This is a genomic window from Limnohabitans sp. (assembly GCF_040401135.1).
Taxonomy (GTDB): domain Bacteria; phylum Pseudomonadota; class Gammaproteobacteria; order Burkholderiales; family Burkholderiaceae_C; genus Limnohabitans.
In genome coordinates this window covers 1-19,801 of the sequence record NZ_JBBAOV010000041.1, presented here as the reverse complement: position 1 = coordinate 19,801, position 19,801 = coordinate 1, and the positions used below count along the sequence as shown (strand labels likewise).

Below are 19,801 nucleotides of genomic sequence, written 5' to 3'. Positions count from 1 at the left end.
TGGCGGAAGCTGTGAGATTCGAACTCACGGAGGGCTCACACCCTCGCCGGTTTTCAAGACCGGTGCCTTAAACCGCTCGGCCAAGCTTCCTAATTCAGGCGATATTGTAATGTGCCTTTGCGCCTATTTTCGGCTTCAGGCTTCTGGCAAAAACAAAGATTGCAAATCGCTCAAAAAATCAAAACCACGCTCAGTGGGCACGACCCGCTGAAAGTCCCGCGTGATAAGGCCTTTGGCCTCGGCTTGGGCCAGCGCCGCCTGAATGGCGGTGACGGGCAAGCCCGTGCGGTCGGTGAAGTCGGCCAGCGAAAACCCATGGCGCAGGCGCAATGCGTTCAGCATGTACTCAAACGGCAGTTCGGCGCGTGCCACTTCGGTGCTTTGGGACACGGCGCGGTCGGCACGGCTGGGGTCTAGCGCGTGTTCCATAAACTGGCGCGGGTCGCGGTGGCGCACTTGGCGTAGCACGCGGTGGGCAAAGCTGAGTTTGCTGTGTGCGCCAGCGCCAATGCCTAGGTAGTCGCCAAACTGCCAGTAGTTGAGGTTGTGCCCGCAGCGGTGCTTGTCTTTGGCGTAGGCCGACACTTCGTAGCGATGCAGGCCTGCCACGGAGGTGCGCTCGGTGATGCGGTCCAGCATGGCGTAGGCGTCGTCGTCTTCCGGTATTTGCGGCGGAAACTTGGCAAACACGGTGTTGGGCTCGATGGTGAGGTGGTAAACCGACAAGTGCGGGGGCTCTAGCGACAAGGCCATATCGAGGTCTTCGTCCAATTGCGCCAGCGTTTGGCCGGGCAAGGCGTACATCAGGTCGAGGTTGAAGGTGTCAAAGGCGTCACGCGCCTCTTCGACCGCGGCAATGGCTTGGGCTCGGTTGTGCACGCGCCCCAAAGCCCGCAAATGGCCGTCGTTGAAGCTTTGCACGCCCACCGATAGGCGGGTGACGCCTGCAGCGCGAAAGGCGCGGAAGCGGTCTTTCTCGAACGTGCCGGGGTTGGCCTCAAGGGTGATTTCGCAGTCAGCCTCTAGCGCCAACCGCGCGCGCATGTCGCTGATGAGCCGCTCAATCGCAGCAGGCGAAAACAAGCTGGGCGTGCCCCCGCCAATGAAGATGCTGTGCACGCCGCGGCCCCAAATGAGGGGTAGGCTGTGCTCTAGATCGGCGCACAGGGCATCGAGGTAGCGTTGCTCTGGCAACTCGCCTGCTGCGTTGCTGGGCAGCTCGTGCGAGTTGAAGTCGCAGTAGGGGCACTTCTTCAGGCACCAGGGCAAATGCACATACAGCGAGAGCGGCGGCAGGCTGCTGAGCGACAGCGTGCCTGGGCGCATGAGGTGTTGGATGTCTTGGGTCATTGGCGAAGCATTAGGCGAACCAGCGCTCGCGCATGAGCACCAGCATTTGCTGCGCAGCTTGGCCACGATGGCTGTTGGCGTTTTTCACGTCAATGGGCAGCTCGGCAAAGGTTTTGCCAAAGCGCGGGATGAATATGATGGGGTCGAACCCAAAGCCATTTGCTCCAATGGGCGTGCGCGTGATGTCGCCCACCGCACGACCCACGGCAATGAGCGGCTCGGGGTCATCAGGGTGGCGCACGGCCACGAGGGTGCTGACCAAGGCGGCGCGGCGGTTGTCGATGTTCACCATTTGCTCTAACAAGGCGCGCACGTTGTTGTCGTCGCTTTTCTCGTAGCCAAATTGGGTGGCGTAGTAGGCGGTTTGCACGCCGGGCAGTCCGCCAAAGGCGTCCACGCAAAGGCCAGCATCGTCGGCCACAGCGGGCAAGCCGCTAGCGCGTGAGGCGTGGCGGGCTTTGGCCAAGGCGTTTTCCACAAAGGTGTGAAACGGCTCTTCGGCTTCGCCAATGTGCAAATCGCTTTGGCGCACCAGCTCGATGCCCAAGGGCGCAAACATGGCTTGCAACTCGCCGAGCTTGCCTTGGTTGTTAGATGCCAGAACAATTTGCTTCATCGGCGTGGTCATGGTTTAAGCAGACAAAGCTTCTTGCTGCATGGCGATCAGCTCGCGCACGCCTTTTTCGGCCAAGGCCATCAAGGCATTCATTTGGTCGCGGGTAAAAGGCAAGCCCTCGGCGGTGCCCTGCACTTCTACGTAGTGGCCAGCGCTGGTCATGACCACGTTCATGTCGGTGTCGCAAGTGGAGTCTTCGGTGTATTCCAAATCGAGTAAAGGCAAGTCGCCCAACATACCCACCGAAATAGCGGCCACGCCTTGGGTGATGGGGCTCTCGGTCAGTTTGCCCGAAGCAATAAGCGTGTTGACCGCATCTTGCGCGGCCACAAACGCGCCGGTAATGCTGGCCGTGCGTGTGCCGCCGTCGGCTTGCAACACGTCGCAGTCCAAATGGATGGTGCGTTCGCCCAACTTCTTCAGGTCAAACACGGCGCGCATAGAGCGGCCGATGAGTCGCTGGATTTCTTGGGTGCGCCCCGATTGCTTGCCGCGTGCGGCCTCGCGATCGCTGCGGGTGTGGGTGGCGCGGGGCAACATGCCGTATTCAGCGGTAACCCAGCCCTCGCCCGAGCCTTTTTTGTGGCCAGGTACTTTTTCTTCCACCGATGCGGTGCACAACACTTTGGTGTGGCCAAACTCAATCAGCACCGAGCCTTCGGCATGCATGGTGAAGTGACGGGTAATGCGCACGGGGCGCAATTGGTCGGCGGCACGGGTGTGGCGGGAAGCGGGCAAGGTGGTGGTCATTTTTGGCTTTGAATCAAGCGTTGAAGGGTTAGTCAAGACCTGAATTGTCGACCAATCCCAAAACTGCGCCCATGCGTCAAAAAACTGCCTCAGTAGGCCTGAGATAATTCAGCCTTTGATACGAAACGCCACCCATGCCCATTTACAGCATGACCGGTTATGCCAGCGCGCAAACCGAGCTACCTTCAGACACCGCCAACAGCCCAGCCCTGCGCTTGGGGCTAGAGATTCGCTCGGTCAACAGCCGCTTCCTAGACCTGACGTTCAAGATGCCCGAAGAGCTGCGCCAGCACGAGGCCGCCATGCGCGAGCTGGTCACCCAGCACCTCAAGCGCGGCAAAGTCGAGGTGCGCGCCAACATTGAAAGCACGGCTGACACCAGCTTTACCGAGCCCACCCCTGCCATGCTGCAGCACCTGCTGGGCCTACAAGAGTTGGTACACGCTCACTTGCCAAAGGCCAATGGCCTGTCGGTGGCCGATGTGTTGCGCTTGGCCACGGCCCAGTCTGCCGCGCCTGCCGACATTGGCCCTGCGGTGCTAAATCTGGCCCACACCACCCTGACCCAGCTAAGCAACGCCCGCGAGCGCGAAGGCGCACGCTTGGCGCAAACCCTGCGCGAGCGCCTGAGCCAACTGCGCGTTTTGGCCACTCAGGCCGCGCCGCTGGTGCCACAACTGGTTGAGCAACAGCGCCAGAAGTTTTTAGAGCGTTGGCGCGAGGCCATGGCCTTGACCGAGGGCACAACCTTGCCAGAGGCGGCGCAAGACCGCGCGTTGACCGAAGCCACCTCGTTTGCCATTCGAATTGACGTGGCCGAAGAGCTCACTCGCTTGGTGTCGCACTTTGACGAGATGGACGACTTGTTGGCCAAAGGCGGCAAGGCCGAAGGTGTGGGCAAGCGTTTGGACTTTTTGATTCAAGAGCTGCACCGCGAGGCCAACACTTTGGGCTCCAAGTCAGCCACCCTAGAAATGACCCGTATTTCGGTGGACATGAAAGTGTTGATCGAACAACTTCGCGAACAAGTACAGAACCTCGAATAATGGACAACTTCCCAGGCAACCTCTTTGTGGTCGCAGCCCCCAGCGGGGCTGGCAAATCGAGCCTCGTCAAAGCCTTGATGGAGCTCGACGCCAAAGTGCGCCCTTCCGTGTCGCACACCACACGCCAGCCACGCGGCCAAGAAAAACATGGCCGCGAATACTTCTTCGTCTCGCCTTCCGAGTTTGACCAAATGGTCGAAGGCAACGCATTTTTTGAATGGGCCCACGTGCATGGCCAACGCTACGGCACGTCGCGCAAAGCCATTGAAGACCGCATTGCCCAAGGTGCTGACGTGATTTTAGAAATTGACTTCCAAGGTGCGATTCAAGTAAAAAAGCTGTTTGCCAATGCGGTGCTCATCTTCATCTTGCCGCCTAGCTGGGATGAGCTGAAGTCGCGCCTGCACAACCGCGGAGAAGACGCGCCCGACATCATTGAGCTGCGCTTGCAAAACGCCGCCGACGAGATGGCACAGGCCCGAGAATTTGACTACGTTATAATCAACTCTTTGTTTGAGACCGCCTTGTTCGACCTGAAAGCGATCGTGCATGCACAGCGACTCAAATTCCTGGCACAGCGCCGGGCCCGGGCTGAGATTTTTCAAGCCCTGAACATCACCTGAATTCTGGAGTACCCACATGGCCCGCATCACTGTTGAAGATTGCCTCGCGCAAATCCCTAACCGCTTTCAATTGGTGCTGTGCGCCACGTACCGCGCTCGCATGCTCAGCCAAGGTCACACGGCCAAGGTTGAAAGCAAAAACAAGCCTGGCGTGACCGCCTTGCGCGAAATTGCTGCAGGCCACATTGGCGTCGAAATGCTGAAAAAAGTACCCGGTTAAATCTAGGTCACCCCAAGTCAAAAGCACCGCTCTGTCGGTGCTTTTTTCATTACGGGTAAAGTAAACCGTATGAGCGTTACCCAATCCACGTTAAAGCCACCCGCTTCTCTGTCCAGAAGCGCGGCCGCAGCCAATGCAGCAGCGGCGAGCTTTGCTGCGTTGACGGAGAAGCTAAGCTACCTCAACCCCGAGGGTTTAGAGATGGTGCGTCGCGCTTACCGCTATGCCGACGAGGCCCATTTGGGGCAGCTGCGCAACAGCGGCGAGCCCTACATTACCCACCCCATCGCCGTGGCCGCGCAATGCGCCGAATGGAAACTCGATGCACAAGCCCTTTCGGCTGCCCTGCTGCACGACGCGATGGAAGACTGCGGAATCAGCAAGACCGACTTAGTCGAGCACTTTGGAATTCAAGTCGCCGATTTGGTGGACGGCTTAACCAAACTCGACAAGCTAGAGTTCAACACCCGCGAAGAAAGCCAAGCCGAGTCATTTCGCAAAATGTTGCTGGCCATGGCACGCGATGTGCGCGTCATCCTGATCAAGCTGGCCGACCGTAGCCACAACATGCGCACCATGGGCGACATGCCCCGAGCCAAATGGGGCCGTATCTCCAATGAAACACTTGAGATTTATGCGCCCATCGCCCACCGCTTGGGTCTGAACCAAACCTACCGCGAACTGCAAGAACTGGCTTTCGAACACCTGTGGCCTTGGCGGCATAACGTGTTGAGCAAAGCCATTCAAAAAGCCCGTCACCGTCGCCGCGATTTGATGCAAAAGGTAGAGCAAGAAGTAGGCGTATCTTTGGCCAAAGTAGGTTTGAAAGTGCGTATTTCTGGACGCGAAAAAACCCTGTATTCGATTTACAAAAAGATGGACGAAAAACTCCTGAGCTTTGCGCAGGTCACGGACATTTATGGCTTTCGCCTCATCCTGCCGAATGTGATTGATTGCTACACCGCCATGGGCGCGTTGCACCAGATGTACAAGCCCGTGCCGGGCAAGTTCAAAGACCACATTGCCATTGCCAAGCTCAACGGCTACCAGTCGTTACACACCACCATCGTCGGGCCATCGGGTTTGAACGTGGAGTTTCAGATGCGCACCGAGGCCATGAACCTGGTGGCCGAAACTGGCGTGGCCGCCCATTGGCTCTACAAAGACAACGGCTCGAGCAACGAAACCAACTTGGGCAACAAGTGGCTGCAGTCTCTGCTGGATATCCAAGACGAAACGCGTGACGCCACTGAGTTTTGGGACCACGTCAAAGTCGACTTGTTTCCAGATGCGGTGTATGTGTTCACGCCTAAGAGCAAGATCATGGCTATGCCGCGTGGCGCCACCATTGTTGACTTTGCCTATGCGGTGCACAGCGATGTGGGCGACCGCACCATGGCTGCCAAGGTCAACGGCGAGCAAGTGCCGCTGCGCACCGAACTGCGCAATGGCGACATCATTGAAGTCATCACCTCAACAGTGGCATCGCCCAATCCTGCATGGTTGGGCTTTGTGCGTACGGGACGCGCCAGGTCAAAAATTCGCCATCACCTAAAAACCATGGCGCACAGCGAGTCTCAAGAATTGGGTGAAAAGCTATTGGCCCAAGCCCTGCGAGCAGAAGGTATTGAACAAATGCCAGCCCTTGAAGGAGAGCATTCGCTCCTTTGGGACAAGCTGCTGCACTTTACGGGCAGCAAAACACAAGCCGAACTGTTGACCGATATTGGCCTTGGCAAACGTGTGGCCAGCATCGTGGCAAAGCGTTTGGCCATCTTGCTGTCAGACACTGGGCTCAAGCCCGATGCACTGCTGCTAAGCCGCGAGCGCTTTACCGCCCACGAAAACGTGTCGCAAGGCAGCGTGACGGTAGATGGCAGCGAAAACGCATCCGTGCAATACGCCACCTGTTGCCGCCCCGTGCCGGGTGACGCCATCGTGGGCTATCTGGGCCGTGGTGAAGGCTTGGTGGTGCACACCGACCATTGCGGTGTGGCGCAACGCTTGAAGCACAAAGACAACGAACGCTTCATTGCCGTGGAATGGTCTGATGAGCCCACGCGCACCTTTGAAGTTGCAGCCGTGGTCACGGTCAGCAACGGCAAAGGCGTCTTGGCCCGCGTGGCCTCGGCCATCACGGGCGCAGAAGCCGACATTACCCACGTGCTGATGGCCGACGAGGTAACGGGGCAAGAAGCGTTTGATTTACGCTTTGTATTCAGCGTGCGCGACAAAACGCATTTGGATGCCGTGCTGAGCAACCTGCGACGCGTGCCTGCCGTGCTGCAAGCGCAACGCGTGGTGTCGGGTGTGGGGCGCGAGTCTTAGGCCTTAGGCTTTGTCGGTTGCTGGTGCGGGATAGCGCACCGCTAACACCTCCACCTCTTGCACGCCCACCGGCGTGATCAACTTCACCACATCACCTTCGCGCGCTTTGAGCAAAGCACGTGCAATGGGTGACACCCAAGTTACTTGTGCCTTCAAACTGTCAGCCTCGTCAATGCCCAGAATGGTGACGGTGCGCTCCACATTGGCGTCGTCCACATAGGTGACGGTGGCGCCGAAAAACACTTGATCTTTGCCGTGGTGGTTGCTGGGTTCGGTGATTTCGGCAATCTCTAGACGCTTGGTCAAAAAGCGGATGCGACGATCAATCTCGCGCAGGCGTTTTTTACCGTAGTGGTAATCGCCGTTTTCTGATCGGTCGCCATTGCTTGCGGCCCAATGCACGATCTCCACCATGCGTGGGCGCTCGTTGTCCATGAGCACAAACAACTCCGCACGAAGCGTGGCGTAGCCAAGGGGCGTGATGTAGTTTTTGCTGCCAGCGGGCAGCGGTGGCAAGCTGATGTCGTCATCCTCGCCATCGGTCTCACGGGTAAAGGCCTTGCTCATGATCCCAAACTCTATGCAAAAAAGAACAAAGAAAAAGGGTTTACATCCGAAAATGTAAACCCTTGTTCAATTTGGTGCGGCTGGCAGGAATCGAACCCACGACCCCTTGGTTCGTAGCCAAGTACTCTATCCAGCTGAGCTACAGCCGCTATGGAAAAAAAAAATTGTATCACAGAAATCGACTGCTATCGCTAGGTTGACAAGTGATTCCGGCAATGAAGAGATAAATTACGATCAGGTTGAGGGAAGGGACTGGACGAGTGAATACTCGACCAAATTCTCGCGTCTTGCCGAATAGTTCTTTCATTCAAAAAACAAATTTAATTCAAACAACCATGTCCAATCACCCCCCAGAACCGGCCAAAGTCAACGCCAAAGATTTACTGATGGTTCTCATTGTGACGGTCTCATGGGGCATGAATTACCCCATCATGAAGTACGTGGTCAACAGCTATCCACCTTCAGCTTTTAGGGCTTACACCTTCATCGTCGGTTTTGTCTCTATTGGTTTGTACGCTTATTTCAAGGGTATTTCTTTGGCTGTGATCAGCGCAGAAAGATGGCCCGTTTTTAAATTAAGCATGTTCAACATGGTGGGTTGGCACCTGCCCATGATCTACGGGGTCAGCATGCTCAATTCTGGGCGAGCTGCCATCATTGGTTACACCATGCCTGTTTGGGCGTTGGTGGCCAGCGCTTTGCTCTACAAAGAAAAAATCAATGCCCGATCACTGGTCAGTATTGTTTTGGCCATGGCCGCTGCATTGCTACTGGCTTGGGGTAGTCATCAGCAATGGGGAAATCATCCCCTAGGCGTTGGCGTCATGCTGATGGCCGCGCTCATCTGGGGCGTTGGCAATGCCATGATGAAAAATGCAAAGCTCGCGCTCCATGGTGTGGCCCTGACCTTCTGGGCCCTGTTCATTGCTTTTGTATTCTTCCTTTGCATCACCATTGCTTTTGAAACAGACCAATGGGCTTGGCCTAATTTATTGCAATGGTTGGCCATACTCTATGGCGGCGTCATTACATTTGCAGTGAGTTATGTCGCTTGGTTTCATGTCGCCAGAAAACTGTCTGCCGTTTCAAGTGGGCTGTCCATCATGTTGGTGCCTGTCTTTGGTGTCACGGGCGGGGCATTGGTGCTGGGTGAGTCGGTCACCATCCCCGATGTATCTGCGTTGATATTGATCTTGATCGCCATGGTGGTGGTGCTCACTCCAAACTTCAATATCCAACAAATTTTTCAACGCATTAAGCGCGCCAAAAAAACGCCAGGCCCGCAGCAATAAGTAATGCGGGCCAAACCCAAACCGGAATTCCCATTGAGGCTTGGCTGGATGGGTCAGGGCTGGTGGATGCACCGTTTTCAAGGACAGGGTATTGAGCTTGAAGTGCATCTTCAAACTTCTTGAAAAAATCCTCGGCCAGCGATTTGGCCACGCCATCAATCAACCTCTGCCCCAATTGAGCCAACTTACCGCCGACGCTAGAGTGCACGCTGTAGTGCAACTCACACCCTTCAGGATGCGGCAGCAAGGACACTTTCGCTTCACCTTTGCCAAAACCCGCCACGCCGCCTTGGGCATCAAAATTCAAGGCATATGAGTGGGGTGGCTGAATGTCAGTCAGGCTGACTTTGCCACTAAATTTGGCTGAAACAGGCCCAATTTTGATGGCCACGCCCACGATGTAGGTGTTGATTTCGCTCAACTCAAATTTATCGCAGCCTGCGATGCAAGACTTCAGGACCGTGGGGTCATTGAGTGCATTCCAAGCTTGGTCTTGAGTGACCTTTAAGACGCGTTGTCCTTGCATGTCCATATCAAAATCTCCGATCAATTTTTTTGAAGTAGCTTAGTCATGGCCGAGGCCAGTTCTTCCAAGCGGGATAAATTGTGAATTGCCAGCATGCCATCGACACGCTGATGCAACACCGCAGCGCCAGTGGCCAATGGCGCATAAGCGTCAAATCGCAACAGTGGGTTGAGCCAAAGCACTTTGCGTGAATGTCGTTTGAGCCAAGCGATCTCTGAGTCTAGCGTTAGCGCTGACCCCGTGTCCAAACCATCGCTGATCAACAGCACGATGGTGCGCCTACCCGTGAGCTTTTTGGCATGGCGGATCCTGAGCTCAGCCAATGATTGGCCCAGTTGTGTACCTCCTGCAAAGTCTTGAATTTGCACATTGGCTTGCGCCAGCATCTCATCGGGGTCACTTTGTTTAAATGGCAGGTTCAAATCAGTCAAGCCCGTGCCAAATGCAAAGACATGACGGGGATGGTTGCGTGTGGACTGATGCAAAAAGGCCAACAACAGACGGGCATACCTTTCCATAGAGCCAGAGATGTCGACCAAAATCAGCAAGGGCAAAACTTGCTTCTGGCGTTGCAGGCGCGGCAAGGCCCACGGTTCACCGTCGTATTTAGCGGCTAGACGCAAGGTTTGCGCCCCATGAATTCGCTCACCCTTTCGCCCTGATCGGGTTCTGCGCCCTTGAATTCGCGGCAGGGGCAACGCAATCTTGCGCGCAAGCCGTTCGACCAACTGAAACTCGCTGGCACTCAAGCTTTGAAAGTCGGCTTGTTGCAAGCGTGCTTGGTCGCTGGCGGTCATGGCTGCATCTAATTGGAGTCCATCCTCTTTAGCTTTGAACGGATCATTTCGCTTGTTTTTTGCTGCAAGCGCTTCTTGCACGCGTGACTTGAGTGGCAGTCCTTTGGCAGCTATTGGGGCTTTGGGAAGGAGCTGGGACAAGAGCTGCCGAGTCAGTTCAGGGTCTTTAAAGAACGCCGCAAACATTTGATCAAACACGACAAGATCTTCTGGCCTACTCACCAGACATGCCCGCAGCGCAGCCGCCAGATCGTCTTTACGATCCACACCAACTAGCATGGTGGCCTCAATCGCTAGGCTGATTTTGGACGAATCGAGCGGCAAACCCGCTCTGCGCAAAGCACGAGAAAATCCCGTGATGTTTTCGCTTAGTTTGCCGCTGCGCGCGTCTCCCAATCTCATGAAAGATAGGCCCTTAATTTATGGAAGGTTCACTGGGGCAGGTGCTAGCAGGTCGTTGAGCAGGGGGACAAGGGCTGCAATGTCTTCACGCTGCTTGAACAAAACGCCTACGGTGTCTTGTATCACTTCGGGATCCAAAGTGAGAGTGTCGAGTGCCACCAAAGCTTTGGCCCACTCGACGCTTTCCGCAATGCCCGGCGCCCTTTGAAATGCGTTGACAAAGGGCTGGCTTCTGAGGCGGCCAACAAACTCTGTCACTTGCTCACTCAGGTGTGCACTGGCCTGAGGCACTTTGGATCGAACCACTGCCAATTCACGCTCACGATCAGGGTAGTCCATCCATTGATAAATGCAGCGACGTTTGACAGCGTCGTTTAAATCGCGTGTGCGGTTGCTGGTCAACAAAGTCACTGGGGTTGCATCTGCTGTGACAGTGCCCAGCTCTGGAATGCTGACTTGGTATTCGCCCAAATATTCCAGCAAGAAGGCTTCAAAGGGCTCGTCTGCCCTGTCGACTTCATCGATCAACAACAAGGCGCCTGGCGCGCCCATTTGAAGCGCTTGCAACAACGGGCGTTTGACCAGAAATCGGGACTGGTAAACCTCGCGCTCTAGCTCCTCGGGTGAAACATGCGCCGCTGCCGCACGCATATGAAGCAGCTGGGCGGCATAGTTCCATTCATACAAGGCCTCGCGTTGCTCCATGCCGTCATAGCATTGCAAACGAATGAGCGGACGCTCCAACACTTTGGCCAAGGCTTTGGCCAGCTCGGTTTTGCCAACACCCGGCTCCCCCTCCAGCAAAAGAGGGCGCTCTAACTGCAGACTTAAAAAAACGGCGGTGATGAGTCGCCGTTCTGCAAAATAACCCACGCCTTCTAAGGCGCGAGCCAATTGGTCAATGGAATCAAATGCCGTTTTAGCGGTCATCCGTTCGCCTGTTTCACCGCTTTTTGGGTCTGCACAGTGATCAGTTGTGCGCGGTAGGCTTTGGAAGCGTGCAAGTCGGCATTGAGGTCTTCGGCATCAATGGCAATGTTGGCTACAGCCTCGGGCGTGAAGTGTTGACTCAAAGCTGCCTCAAGGCCCGCATGGCGAAAAACACCGCTGCTAGCACCTGTGATGGCTACGCGTGCCCCCGCCGCTGTTTGAGCCACAAAAACGCCGACCAATGAATAGCGCGATGCGGGCTGCTTGAACTTGGCGTAAGCCGACTTGCTGGGAATCGGAAAGTGCACCGCGGTGATGATTTCGCCTGCATCCAAGGCAGTCGCATACATACCCAAGAAAAAATCGTCTGCAGGGATGGTGCGGCGGTCGGTGTGGATGGTCGCACCCAACGCCAAAAGTGCACTGGGGTAGCACGCAGCGGGGTCATTGTTGGCGACAGATCCGCCCAGCGTGCCCATGGCGCGAACCTGCTTGTCACCAATGCCATTGGCCAAAGCGGCCAAACCGGGAATGCTGCTTTGCACGTCGGCGTTGTTAGCCACATCTTGGTGACGCGTCATGGCCCCAATCACAATGTTCTGACCGCTCTTTTGGATGCCAGACAAACTGCTGATGGCGGCCAAGTCCACCACGGTTTCAGGCTGCTGAAGGCGTTGTTTCATGGCGGCGATCATGGTCTGACCACCCGCTAGCAGTTGGCCCCCAGCTTGCATGGCTTTTTGCACATCAGGCAAATTGGCAGGGCGTTGGTAGTGGAATGCGTACATTAAATATTCTCCATGCGAATGTCGGCTGCGAAGTGAACGGCCCCCTCAACTCGCTAAGCTTTCATGGCTGCAGCACCATGCTTCACAGCCTTGACGATATTTTGATAGCCTGTGCAACGGCATAAATTGCCTTCAAGCAACTCGCGAATTTCAATCTCGCTGGCGTTAGGGTGGTTGTTGCAAATGTCGACAGCACTCATGACCATCCCAGGTGTACAAAACCCGCATTGAAGGCCGTGACACTCTTTGAAAGAAGCTTGCATGGGGTGCATCGTGCCGTCGGCTAATGCCAAACCTTCAATGGTGGTAACTTCTGCGCCTTGTGCTTGCGCCAAAAGCATATTGCAAGACTTCACAGCACGCCCGTTCAAATGAACAGTGCAAGCGCCACATTGCGCGGTGTCGCAACCTACATGCGTGCCTGTGAGTTTGAGGTGCTCGCGTAATGCCTGAACAAGCAAAGTGTTCTCGGGCGCCTCAATATTGACGCTTTTTCCATTGACCTTCATTTGAACCTGCATGTTTGTTTCCTCTGAATAAATATAAAGCGAGTTGATAATGACAGTCCGACGCCTTCACTTGGTGATATCCCCAAAGTGCCCTTGCGGCATCAAAGTTTTAAATGCCTAAGCCCTTCATTGCGAGGTCTGGATAGCGTCCACCAGAAGCCACGCCCTTAGAGAACAGTTGACTCAAAGCGTTGAGCTCGTCACGGCTCAGTTGAAGTTCAGCGGCGGCCAGGTTTTGCTCAAGGTATTTCACTTTCTTGGTGCCTGGAATCGGAAAGATGTCCGCCCCCTGAGCATGTACCCAGGCCAGTGCAAGTTGCGCGATGGTCACACCCTTTGAGGCTGCCATGTGCCTCATTTTTTCGAGCAACTCAACGTTCTTTGCCATATGTTCAGGCTTGAAACGGGGCAGGTTTCGACGACCGTCTTTTTCACCCAGCGCATCGGTCGACATGATGGCCCCGGTGAGGAACCCTCGCCCTAAAGGCGAGTAGGCCATCAACGCGATGCCTAACGTTCGACAGGTGGCCAATATGCCGTCCTCGACATCACGACTCCAAATGGAGTATTCAGTTTCTAAAGAAGTGATGGGGTGAACTTTGTGGGCACGCAAAATCGTGTCAGAGCCCGCTTCAGACAGGCCCAAGAACCTCACCTTGCCTTGTTCAACCAGACGCTTCATAGCGCCCACGGTATCTTCAATCGGAACCGTGGGGTCCACCCGGTGAAGGGCGTACAGGTCGATCACATCGACACCGAGTCGTTTGAGTGAACGGTCACAAGCAATCGCGGCGTGACTCGGATGGCCGCCCGTAAAACCGGTGTCTCCGCCGCCTGCAAGTGCCAAGTTTCCAAACTTGGTACAAACAACCGCTTCTTCGCGCCGCCCAGCCAATGCCTTGCCCACTAAAGTCTCATTGACGCCATTTCCATAGGCGTCGGATGTAACGATCATGTTGACGCCAAGATCCAAAGCCCTGTGCAAGGTTGAGAGCGAAGCGGCATCGTCTGGTTGCCCATAAATGATAGACATGCCCATGCAGCCAAGACCCTGCCTTGACACCATGGGCCCAATTTTCCCCAGCTGTTTATGTTCCATGTGATGCAGCCTTCTTGTCTAACAATTTCAAATGCTTTTTATCGGGGAGCTTTTGGCTTTTTGATCTTGAACAACTTGGCAGCGTTGCCGCCGGTGATCAAGTCGCGGTCGCTCTTGTTCAATTTGTTCACCGCTGCAACCAACCCCAAAGGATCAACCTCTGCCATGTCATAGGGATAGTCAGTTCCAAGCATCACGTGATCAGGACCAAAGCGGTCAATCATGTTGCGCAGCATGCCTGGGTCAAAGGTAATGGTGTCGAAGTAAAACTTCTCAAGATAACTTGAGGGTTTGCGCTTGATGACCGTCCGTGCATCAGGTCGTGCGCCGTGGACATGGTCCATTCTGGCCCAGTAATGAGCCAGATAACCACCCGCATGAGCCAGCAACACCTTCAACTTAGGGTTGCGTTCAATCACGCCATCAAAAATCAAATGGCTTACCGCAATGGTGGTGTCCAAAGGATTTCCAATCACGTTGTTGAAGTAATGGTTCTCCAGCCGGCTAGCCTCTGTGAAGCCGTTGGGATGAAGGAACAACGGAACGCCCAATTCGCTCACGCGGCGAAAGAATTTTTCCAGCTTGAGGTCTGGGTCTGTCAGGTTCTTGCCGTTGACATGGGTATTGATTTCAATGCCGCGAAGCCCGAGCTTTTTAACGGCGTAATCCAACTCTTTCACGGCCAAGTCAGCATTTTGCAAAGGGACCGTACCCAAGCCGATCAAGCGGTCAGGATGAGTCGCCACCAACTTGGCCATGCCTTCATTCACATCCCGCGCCAATTCAGCACCAAAGCTAGCCTCGGCGAAATAGTAGTACTGAAACGGCGCTGGCGAAACGGCTTGAATATCCACCCCCATGCGGTCCATGTCCTGAATGCGCACTGACACATCAGACAACATAGACGAGCGCTCACGCATCTGTTTACCGTTGGTTTCTCGCGTGATCTGGTTGGAATAAATATGACCGACTTCTTGCTCAAGGGGTTTGAGCACAGATGCTTTTTGGCCCACGACGGGGTTGAAGTAATGGCAATGCACGTCCACATTCAGGTGCCCATCTTTTCGCTTGGCTAACTTTTTAGTGGCGAGCGATGTGAACATGCCAGCGGCACCCTTGGCCTCTTTGCCGTGCTGGTGATAGGGATGCTTACAGGTAGGAGCGCAGGTAAAAATCATGGGGAATCTCCGGAATAGTGGTGAATAGGTGTGATTAGCTATTGGGAATGATCGGTAGCAACACATAGGGTTGCTCATCTGGCCCCCAATGCAATTGGTTAACCGTGTGAAATATTGCTGGCGGCCTATCAATTGGGTTTTCGTGCGTGAAAGGCCCCACCCCAAACATCGGCTGGTTGTCAAAAGGCAATGTCACGCCGATGTCGTCGTAGCGGTAATCTTTGCCTCGCAAATTGAACACAAGGGAATAACCGGCAGGTATCACAATGCTGGTGGGCCAAATTTCAACATCCAGATCGACGGGCTGACCCGGAGTCAAGGGCTGCTTTTCATCATGGGTGTGCCAAGGTCGGTAGGCTAACGAGCGCTTAGGGTCGGTCTTGCGGTGCGAGGCACGAAGCCATCCAAGGGCCACCGGAGTTCGCGGATCATTCGACCCGATGAAAGACACTTCTTTCCCAGCCGTGTCGAAAACTCGAAGCGCTAAAAATACATCGGCATCTACGGTCTCAGATGAGATGCGCAGCCGCGCAGCCACAGGTCCGGTGATCTCTAGCGACTGCTTAAGAGGCCCTGTAGAAAAGCTCAAACCATCAGATTGCGTGAGGTAGGCCAAAGCGTGATGGCCTTGCGGCTTTTCTGTCGCCAACGTCGCGCCGTCTGTTTGCAAGTAAAACTTCGTCCATTGCGTTCTAGCCAGTGGCCATTCGTTTTCTTGGCGCAACACAAATCGCTCGCCAGGATGGCGAATGTTTAACTGCACCTTTGACATCTGAGCCCAGCCGGTGTCTTCGCCCTTCAGGAAATGACCAAAAAATTTCTTTTGAAGCGCCAATCCATAACCGGAATAGAAGTGCGAAAAGTGCGTGTCGCCGTGAACCTCCAACCATTTTTGGTCTGACGCCGACTGAGAGAAACCTTCAAAGTTGCCCCGCGGGTGCAAGCCAATACCGCCCCAATTTCCGGCCGAGAGAAACGGCGTTTTGATCTTGCTGTAATCAGGAATTCGCGCTCGGTAAAAGTCGTCCAGCCACTCGTGGTTTTGCGCGTCGAGGTGGGTCTCAGCGCGGTTGCGCGCCAGCTCTTCGTCACTCAAAGTGATGTCACCAGCAACAGACCGTCCGTTGTTGGGATTTTTTTCAGCATGCTCGCCCACGCCGTATTGCACAGACTTGACTTGTCGCAAATACCAGCCGCCCAAAAAGTCGCTCAAGATGCCGCCGTGACGGCACAGCTCTCGGTAATAGTCGGACGCACCTTCCCAGGCACACATGGCCGTTAAGTGAGGAGGTTGCAGCGCGGCAGTCTGCCACTGGTTCATGGCGTAGTAAGAGATGCCGTTAAGCCCTACTTTGCCGCTGCACCAGGATTGCTTGGCGGTCCACTCAATGCATTCATATTGGTCTTGCGCCTCGAGGGCAGACCAGACGTCAAGAAATCCCTCTGATTGACCCGCACCACGGGAGTCAATACGAACGCAGGCATAGCCGTCGGGCACCCATTTTTCAGGATCGACCAACTCCCAACTTTGATAGCTGTTGGAAGTACCTTCAGCCACCTCAGGATAGGACGCGATCATGCGCGTCCATGCCGTCTTGTAGCCCACCTGAAACGGCAAGCCTTTTGCATAAGGTCCGTAGGTCAGGATCGCTGGGTAATGACCCGATCCGGGAGGGCGAAAAATGTCAGCACGCAAAGTCACGCCGTCACTCAGGCGAATCGGCACATCCCACTCAATATGCATGCCGTTTTTTTCTTCGATCAAGGTTTCCATGGCCTTACCCGCTCCAAAAAAATTGAATACTGAAATTCTTCGGGGACGAGATTACCACCTAAAACGCAACAGATCGCGCATTGATCAAACGATCACATACGGGTTTATCCTTGGTGACGCTTGGCTTCAGAACACTACCATGCAGGTCAGATGATCACCAATAAACTGGAAGGATTGTGATGACAACAGCCCACGGCTTGGTCAAAGACGGCATGCAAATTGAGTTCGATGTTTCAATCCCTGTGCGCGATGGACTTGTGCTGAAAGCCGATGTCTTTCGCCCCAACAAACCGGGACGCTATCCGGTCATCATGACCTACGGCCCCTACGGCAAAGGGCTGGCTTTTCAGGATGGCTACAAAACATGCTGGGACATGATGGCCAAGGATCACCCGGATGTCACGCACGGGTCTTCTAACCAATATCAGAATTGGGAAGTGGTTGACCCAGAAAAATGGGTCCCGCACGACTATGTGTGTATCCGTGTTGATTCACGAGGTGCTGGCATGTCGCCAGGTTACATGCAGTTGTGGAGCCCTCAGGAGGCGGTGGATTTTTACGATTGCATTGAATGGGCCGGTGTGCAGGACTGGTCTAACGGCAAGGTCGGCTTGAACGGTATTTCCTACTACGCCATGAACCAGTGGCAGACTGCTGCGCTGCAGCCGCCGCATCTGGCCGCCATTTGCACTTGGGAAGGTGCTGCAGACATGTACCGCGACCTGAGCCACCATGGCGGTATCTTGTGCGACTTCATCAAGAACTGGTACGACATGCAAGTTCGAACCGTTCAGCATGGGCTGGCGAAACGCGGCCCCATCAGCAGGGTCACCGGGCGTCCCGTCTGCGGAGACACCGAACTCAGCGACGCAGAGTTGCTTCTCAACCGCGAAGACTTTGCTGCTGCTGCTTTGAAGCACACCATGGACGACAAGTATTGGCGCGCGCGCATGCCCGATTGGTCCAAGGTCACGGTTCCCGTTTTTTCCGCAGCCAACTGGGGCGGGCAAGGTCTGCACCCACGAGGAAACTTTGAAGGCTTCACGCGCGCAGCCTCAAAAAACAAATGGCTGGAAGTGCACGGCATTGAGCACTGGACCCACTTCTACACTGACTACGGCCGCAAACTGCAACTGAAATTTTTCGACCACTTCTTGCACGGCAAAAAGAATGGCTGGGACCGTCAGCCCAAGGTACAACTCAATGTGCGTCACCCAGGCGAAAAGTTCGAGCTGCGCCAAGAGCAAGAGTGGCCCCTCAAGCGAACCCGCTGGACTAAGTTTTATTTGCAGCCCGATGCTGCAACCTTGTCAACACAGCCGCCAACGCGTTCCGGAAAAGTGAGTTACCAAGGATTTTCGGAAGGCGCCACCTTCATGTTGCCGCCGCAGCCGCAAGCCATGGAGATCACCGGTCCAAGCGCTGTCAAACTATTCTTGTCATCCAGCACGACTGACGCAGATGTATTTGCCGTAGTGCGAGTTTTCACGCCAGATATGAAAGAGGTCGTCTTCCACGGCGCCCTAGATCCGCATACGCCGATCGGACAGGGCTGGCTGCGTGCCTCGCACCGAAAACTAGACCACGAGCTGACACAGCCTTATCGTCCCTATCACACACACGACGAAAAGCAACCACTCAAGCCTGACCAAGTGGTGGAGTTGGATGTCGAGATCATCCCAACCAGCATCGTGGTGCCAGCAGGCTATCGCCTGGCGCTGACTTTGCGCGGAAAGGACTACGAGTACCCCGGCCCGCCCGGTGTTTTGTCCAATATGAAGTACCCCATGACGGGTTGTGGTCCCTTCACCCACACCGACAAAAAAGACAGGCCAGCCAAGATTTTTGATGGCGTCAACACCCTGCATATCAGCGCGAAAAAAGCGCCTTATATCTTGTTACCCGTGATTCCTGCATCTAAAAAAGTCTGACCATGCCCATCAAGTTCTACGGTTTCTGGCGATCACTGGCCGCATACAGAGTGCGTGTTGCACTCAAGCTGAAGGGCCTCGCCTACGAGGAGATTCCGGTGAATCTTTTGGCTGGGCATCAGCATGACCCCGCCTACCTAAAAATCAACCCGCAGGGGGCGGTCCCCGCTTTGATCTTGGAAGGTGTGGCACAGCCTCTCTTTCAGTCCATGGCGATCCTGGATTATTTGGACCATGCGCACCCGAACCCCTCGCTGATGCCGACCCAACCCGCAGACCGCGCCCGAGTTTTAGCTCTCGCCCATATCTGCGCCAGTGACGGCCACCCATTGGTGGTGCCTCGCGTTAGGAATTACCTGCAAAACACACTCAAGCTCGAAGAGGCCGAACGCAACCAATGGCTGCAACACTGGACCCTGCAAGCCTTGCAGAGCTTCGAGCGCGCCTTGTCACAAGACCCACGGGCCGGCCGTTACAGCCACGGCGATCAAATTACGGTGGCTGATTTGTGTCTGGCGTCACAGGTTATCGGTGCCGGATTTTTTGGTTGCGAATTGGTTGATTTGCCGCGCGTCACGGCCATTCACCAAGCTTTGATGGAACATCCGGCTTTTTCTGAATCGATGCCTTTGCGCCAAGCTGGCGCCCCCACTCTCACTCACTAAACAGGCATCTATATGGACCAATTGACTATCGGAATACTTGGCTTCGTCGTCTTTCTTGCGCTGAGCTTGTTGAGAGTTCCTATCGCTTACGCCATGAGCATCGTGGGCCTAAGCGGCATGCTTATCGTTTATCCGATTGATGCTGCTTTCAAATTTATTCCCACGGGGATGTTCACCTATACGTCTAATTTCACGCTGGCAGCTTTGCCCTTGTTTATTTTGATGGGCACTTTGGCCTATTACGCCGATCTGGGCAAAGACGCTTATGACGCCGCCAAAGCTTGGTTTGGCCGAGTGCCTGGCGGTTTGGGGGTAGCCACTGTTTATTCTTCGGCTATTTTTGGGGCTTGCTCGGGATCCAGCTTGTCCTCTGTGGCGGTGTTTTCGAAAATTGCAGTGCCTGAAATGAT

General features: G+C 54.9%; 20 protein-coding genes and 2 tRNA genes. 8 read left to right on the top strand and 14 right to left on the bottom strand.

Annotated elements, in window-relative coordinates; genetic code table 11:
- The 4 genes from ABWP81_RS10405 to rph form a co-directional block, all read right to left on the bottom strand.
- Positions 1 to 90 (bottom strand) — tRNA-Ser (locus ABWP81_RS10405).
- Positions 91 to 135: 45 nt separating this feature from the next.
- Complete coding sequence (hemW, locus tag ABWP81_RS10400; RefSeq protein WP_353141592.1) at positions 136 to 1,350, bottom strand: radical SAM family heme chaperone HemW; 1,215 nt, start codon at positions 1,348 to 1,350, stop codon at positions 136 to 138.
- 10 nt (positions 1,351 to 1,360) lie between these two features.
- On the bottom strand, positions 1,361 to 1,966 hold the full coding sequence (rdgB, locus tag ABWP81_RS10395; protein ID WP_353141590.1) for an RdgB/HAM1 family non-canonical purine NTP pyrophosphatase: 606 nt from the start codon (positions 1,964 to 1,966) through the stop codon (positions 1,361 to 1,363).
- 15 nt (positions 1,967 to 1,981) lie between these two features.
- Positions 1,982 to 2,716 (bottom strand): ribonuclease PH, encoded by a 735-nt coding sequence (gene rph / locus ABWP81_RS10390; protein WP_353141588.1) that lies wholly within the window; start codon positions 2,714 to 2,716, stop codon positions 1,982 to 1,984.
- A gap of 134 nt (positions 2,717 to 2,850) precedes the next feature.
- Here rph and ABWP81_RS10385 point away from each other — a divergent pair, with 134 nt between their 5' ends.
- The 4 genes from ABWP81_RS10385 to ABWP81_RS10370 all read left to right on the top strand — a co-directional run bounded on the left by ABWP81_RS10385 (position 2,851) and on the right by ABWP81_RS10370 (position 6,933).
- Positions 2,851 to 3,762 (top strand): YicC/YloC family endoribonuclease, encoded by a 912-nt coding sequence (locus ABWP81_RS10385; protein ID WP_353141586.1) that lies wholly within the window; start codon positions 2,851 to 2,853, stop codon positions 3,760 to 3,762.
- Positions 3,762 to 4,385: a guanylate kinase gene (gmk, locus tag ABWP81_RS10380; RefSeq protein ID WP_353141584.1), complete on the top strand. Its 624-nt coding sequence runs from the start codon at positions 3,762 to 3,764 to the stop codon at positions 4,383 to 4,385. The genes ABWP81_RS10385 and gmk overlap by 1 nt, the downstream gene beginning before the upstream one ends.
- 16 nt (positions 4,386 to 4,401) lie before the next feature.
- Positions 4,402 to 4,605, top strand: a complete 204-nt coding sequence (rpoZ, locus tag ABWP81_RS10375) for a DNA-directed RNA polymerase subunit omega (RefSeq protein WP_353135872.1) — start codon at positions 4,402 to 4,404, stop codon at positions 4,603 to 4,605.
- Positions 4,606 to 4,674: 69 nt separating this feature from the next.
- Positions 4,675 to 6,933 (top strand): RelA/SpoT family protein, encoded by a 2,259-nt coding sequence (locus ABWP81_RS10370; RefSeq protein WP_353135875.1) that lies wholly within the window; start codon positions 4,675 to 4,677, stop codon positions 6,931 to 6,933.
- A 3-nt stretch (positions 6,934 to 6,936) separates the two neighbouring features.
- Here ABWP81_RS10370 and greB read toward each other — a convergent pair whose 3' ends face one another.
- Positions 6,937 to 7,500 carry a transcription elongation factor GreB gene (gene greB / locus ABWP81_RS10365; protein WP_353141582.1) on the bottom strand — a complete coding sequence of 188 codons (564 nt, stop codon included), beginning with the start codon at positions 7,498 to 7,500 and terminating at the stop codon, positions 6,937 to 6,939.
- A gap of 72 nt (positions 7,501 to 7,572) precedes the next feature.
- Positions 7,573 to 7,649 (bottom strand) — tRNA-Arg (locus ABWP81_RS10360).
- Between the two features lie 186 nt (positions 7,650 to 7,835).
- Here ABWP81_RS10360 and ABWP81_RS10355 point away from each other — a divergent pair.
- Entirely contained in the window at positions 7,836 to 8,792 is a 957-nt protein-coding gene (locus ABWP81_RS10355; RefSeq protein WP_353141580.1) for a DMT family transporter, read from the top strand.
- Here the strand turns inward: ABWP81_RS10355 and ABWP81_RS10350 are convergent.
- From ABWP81_RS10350 to ABWP81_RS10315, 8 genes are all read right to left on the bottom strand, one after another.
- Positions 8,755 to 9,324: an SRPBCC family protein gene (locus ABWP81_RS10350; RefSeq protein ID WP_353141578.1), complete on the bottom strand. Its 570-nt coding sequence runs from the start codon at positions 9,322 to 9,324 to the stop codon at positions 8,755 to 8,757. The two genes, ABWP81_RS10355 and ABWP81_RS10350, sit on opposite strands and share 38 nt — an antisense overlap.
- A 14-nt stretch (positions 9,325 to 9,338) precedes the next feature.
- Positions 9,339 to 10,517, bottom strand: a complete 1,179-nt coding sequence (locus ABWP81_RS10345) for a vWA domain-containing protein (protein ID WP_353141576.1) — start codon at positions 10,515 to 10,517, stop codon at positions 9,339 to 9,341.
- An 18-nt stretch (positions 10,518 to 10,535) separates the two neighbouring features.
- Positions 10,536 to 11,447, bottom strand: a complete 912-nt coding sequence (locus ABWP81_RS10340; protein WP_353141574.1) for an AAA family ATPase — start codon at positions 11,445 to 11,447, stop codon at positions 10,536 to 10,538.
- Positions 11,444 to 12,235 (bottom strand): FAD binding domain-containing protein, encoded by a 792-nt coding sequence (locus ABWP81_RS10335; RefSeq protein WP_353141572.1) that lies wholly within the window; start codon positions 12,233 to 12,235, stop codon positions 11,444 to 11,446. Before ABWP81_RS10335 ends, ABWP81_RS10340 begins: the two co-directional genes overlap by 4 nt.
- 53 nt (positions 12,236 to 12,288) lie before the next feature.
- Positions 12,289 to 12,756, bottom strand: a complete 468-nt coding sequence (locus tag ABWP81_RS10330) for a (2Fe-2S)-binding protein (protein ID WP_353141570.1) — start codon at positions 12,754 to 12,756, stop codon at positions 12,289 to 12,291.
- A 97-nt stretch (positions 12,757 to 12,853) separates the two neighbouring features.
- Positions 12,854 to 13,810 carry an aldo/keto reductase gene (locus tag ABWP81_RS10325; RefSeq protein ID WP_353141594.1) on the bottom strand — a complete coding sequence of 319 codons (957 nt, stop codon included), beginning with the start codon at positions 13,808 to 13,810 and terminating at the stop codon, positions 12,854 to 12,856.
- 71 nt (positions 13,811 to 13,881) lie between these two features.
- Entirely contained in the window at positions 13,882 to 15,021 is a 1,140-nt protein-coding gene (locus ABWP81_RS10320) for an amidohydrolase family protein (protein ID WP_353141568.1), read from the bottom strand.
- A gap of 34 nt (positions 15,022 to 15,055) precedes the next feature.
- A complete protein-coding gene (locus tag ABWP81_RS10315) occupies positions 15,056 to 16,795 on the bottom strand; it encodes a CocE/NonD family hydrolase (protein ID WP_353141566.1) in 1,740 nt (579 codons plus the stop codon).
- Positions 16,796 to 16,974: 179 nt separating this feature from the next.
- Here ABWP81_RS10315 and ABWP81_RS10310 point away from each other — a divergent pair, with 179 nt between their 5' ends.
- The 3 genes from ABWP81_RS10310 to ABWP81_RS10300 all read left to right on the top strand — a co-directional run.
- Positions 16,975 to 18,726 carry a CocE/NonD family hydrolase gene (locus tag ABWP81_RS10310; RefSeq protein ID WP_353141564.1) on the top strand — a complete coding sequence of 584 codons (1,752 nt, stop codon included), beginning with the start codon at positions 16,975 to 16,977 and terminating at the stop codon, positions 18,724 to 18,726.
- Positions 18,727 to 18,728: 2 nt separating this feature from the next.
- Entirely contained in the window at positions 18,729 to 19,391 is a 663-nt protein-coding gene (gene maiA, locus ABWP81_RS10305) for a maleylacetoacetate isomerase (RefSeq protein ID WP_353141562.1), read from the top strand.
- Positions 19,392 to 19,403: 12 nt separating this feature from the next.
- Positions 19,404 to 19,801 (top strand): TRAP transporter large permease subunit (locus ABWP81_RS10300; RefSeq protein WP_353141560.1); only part of this gene is annotated, 398 nt, incomplete at its 3' end.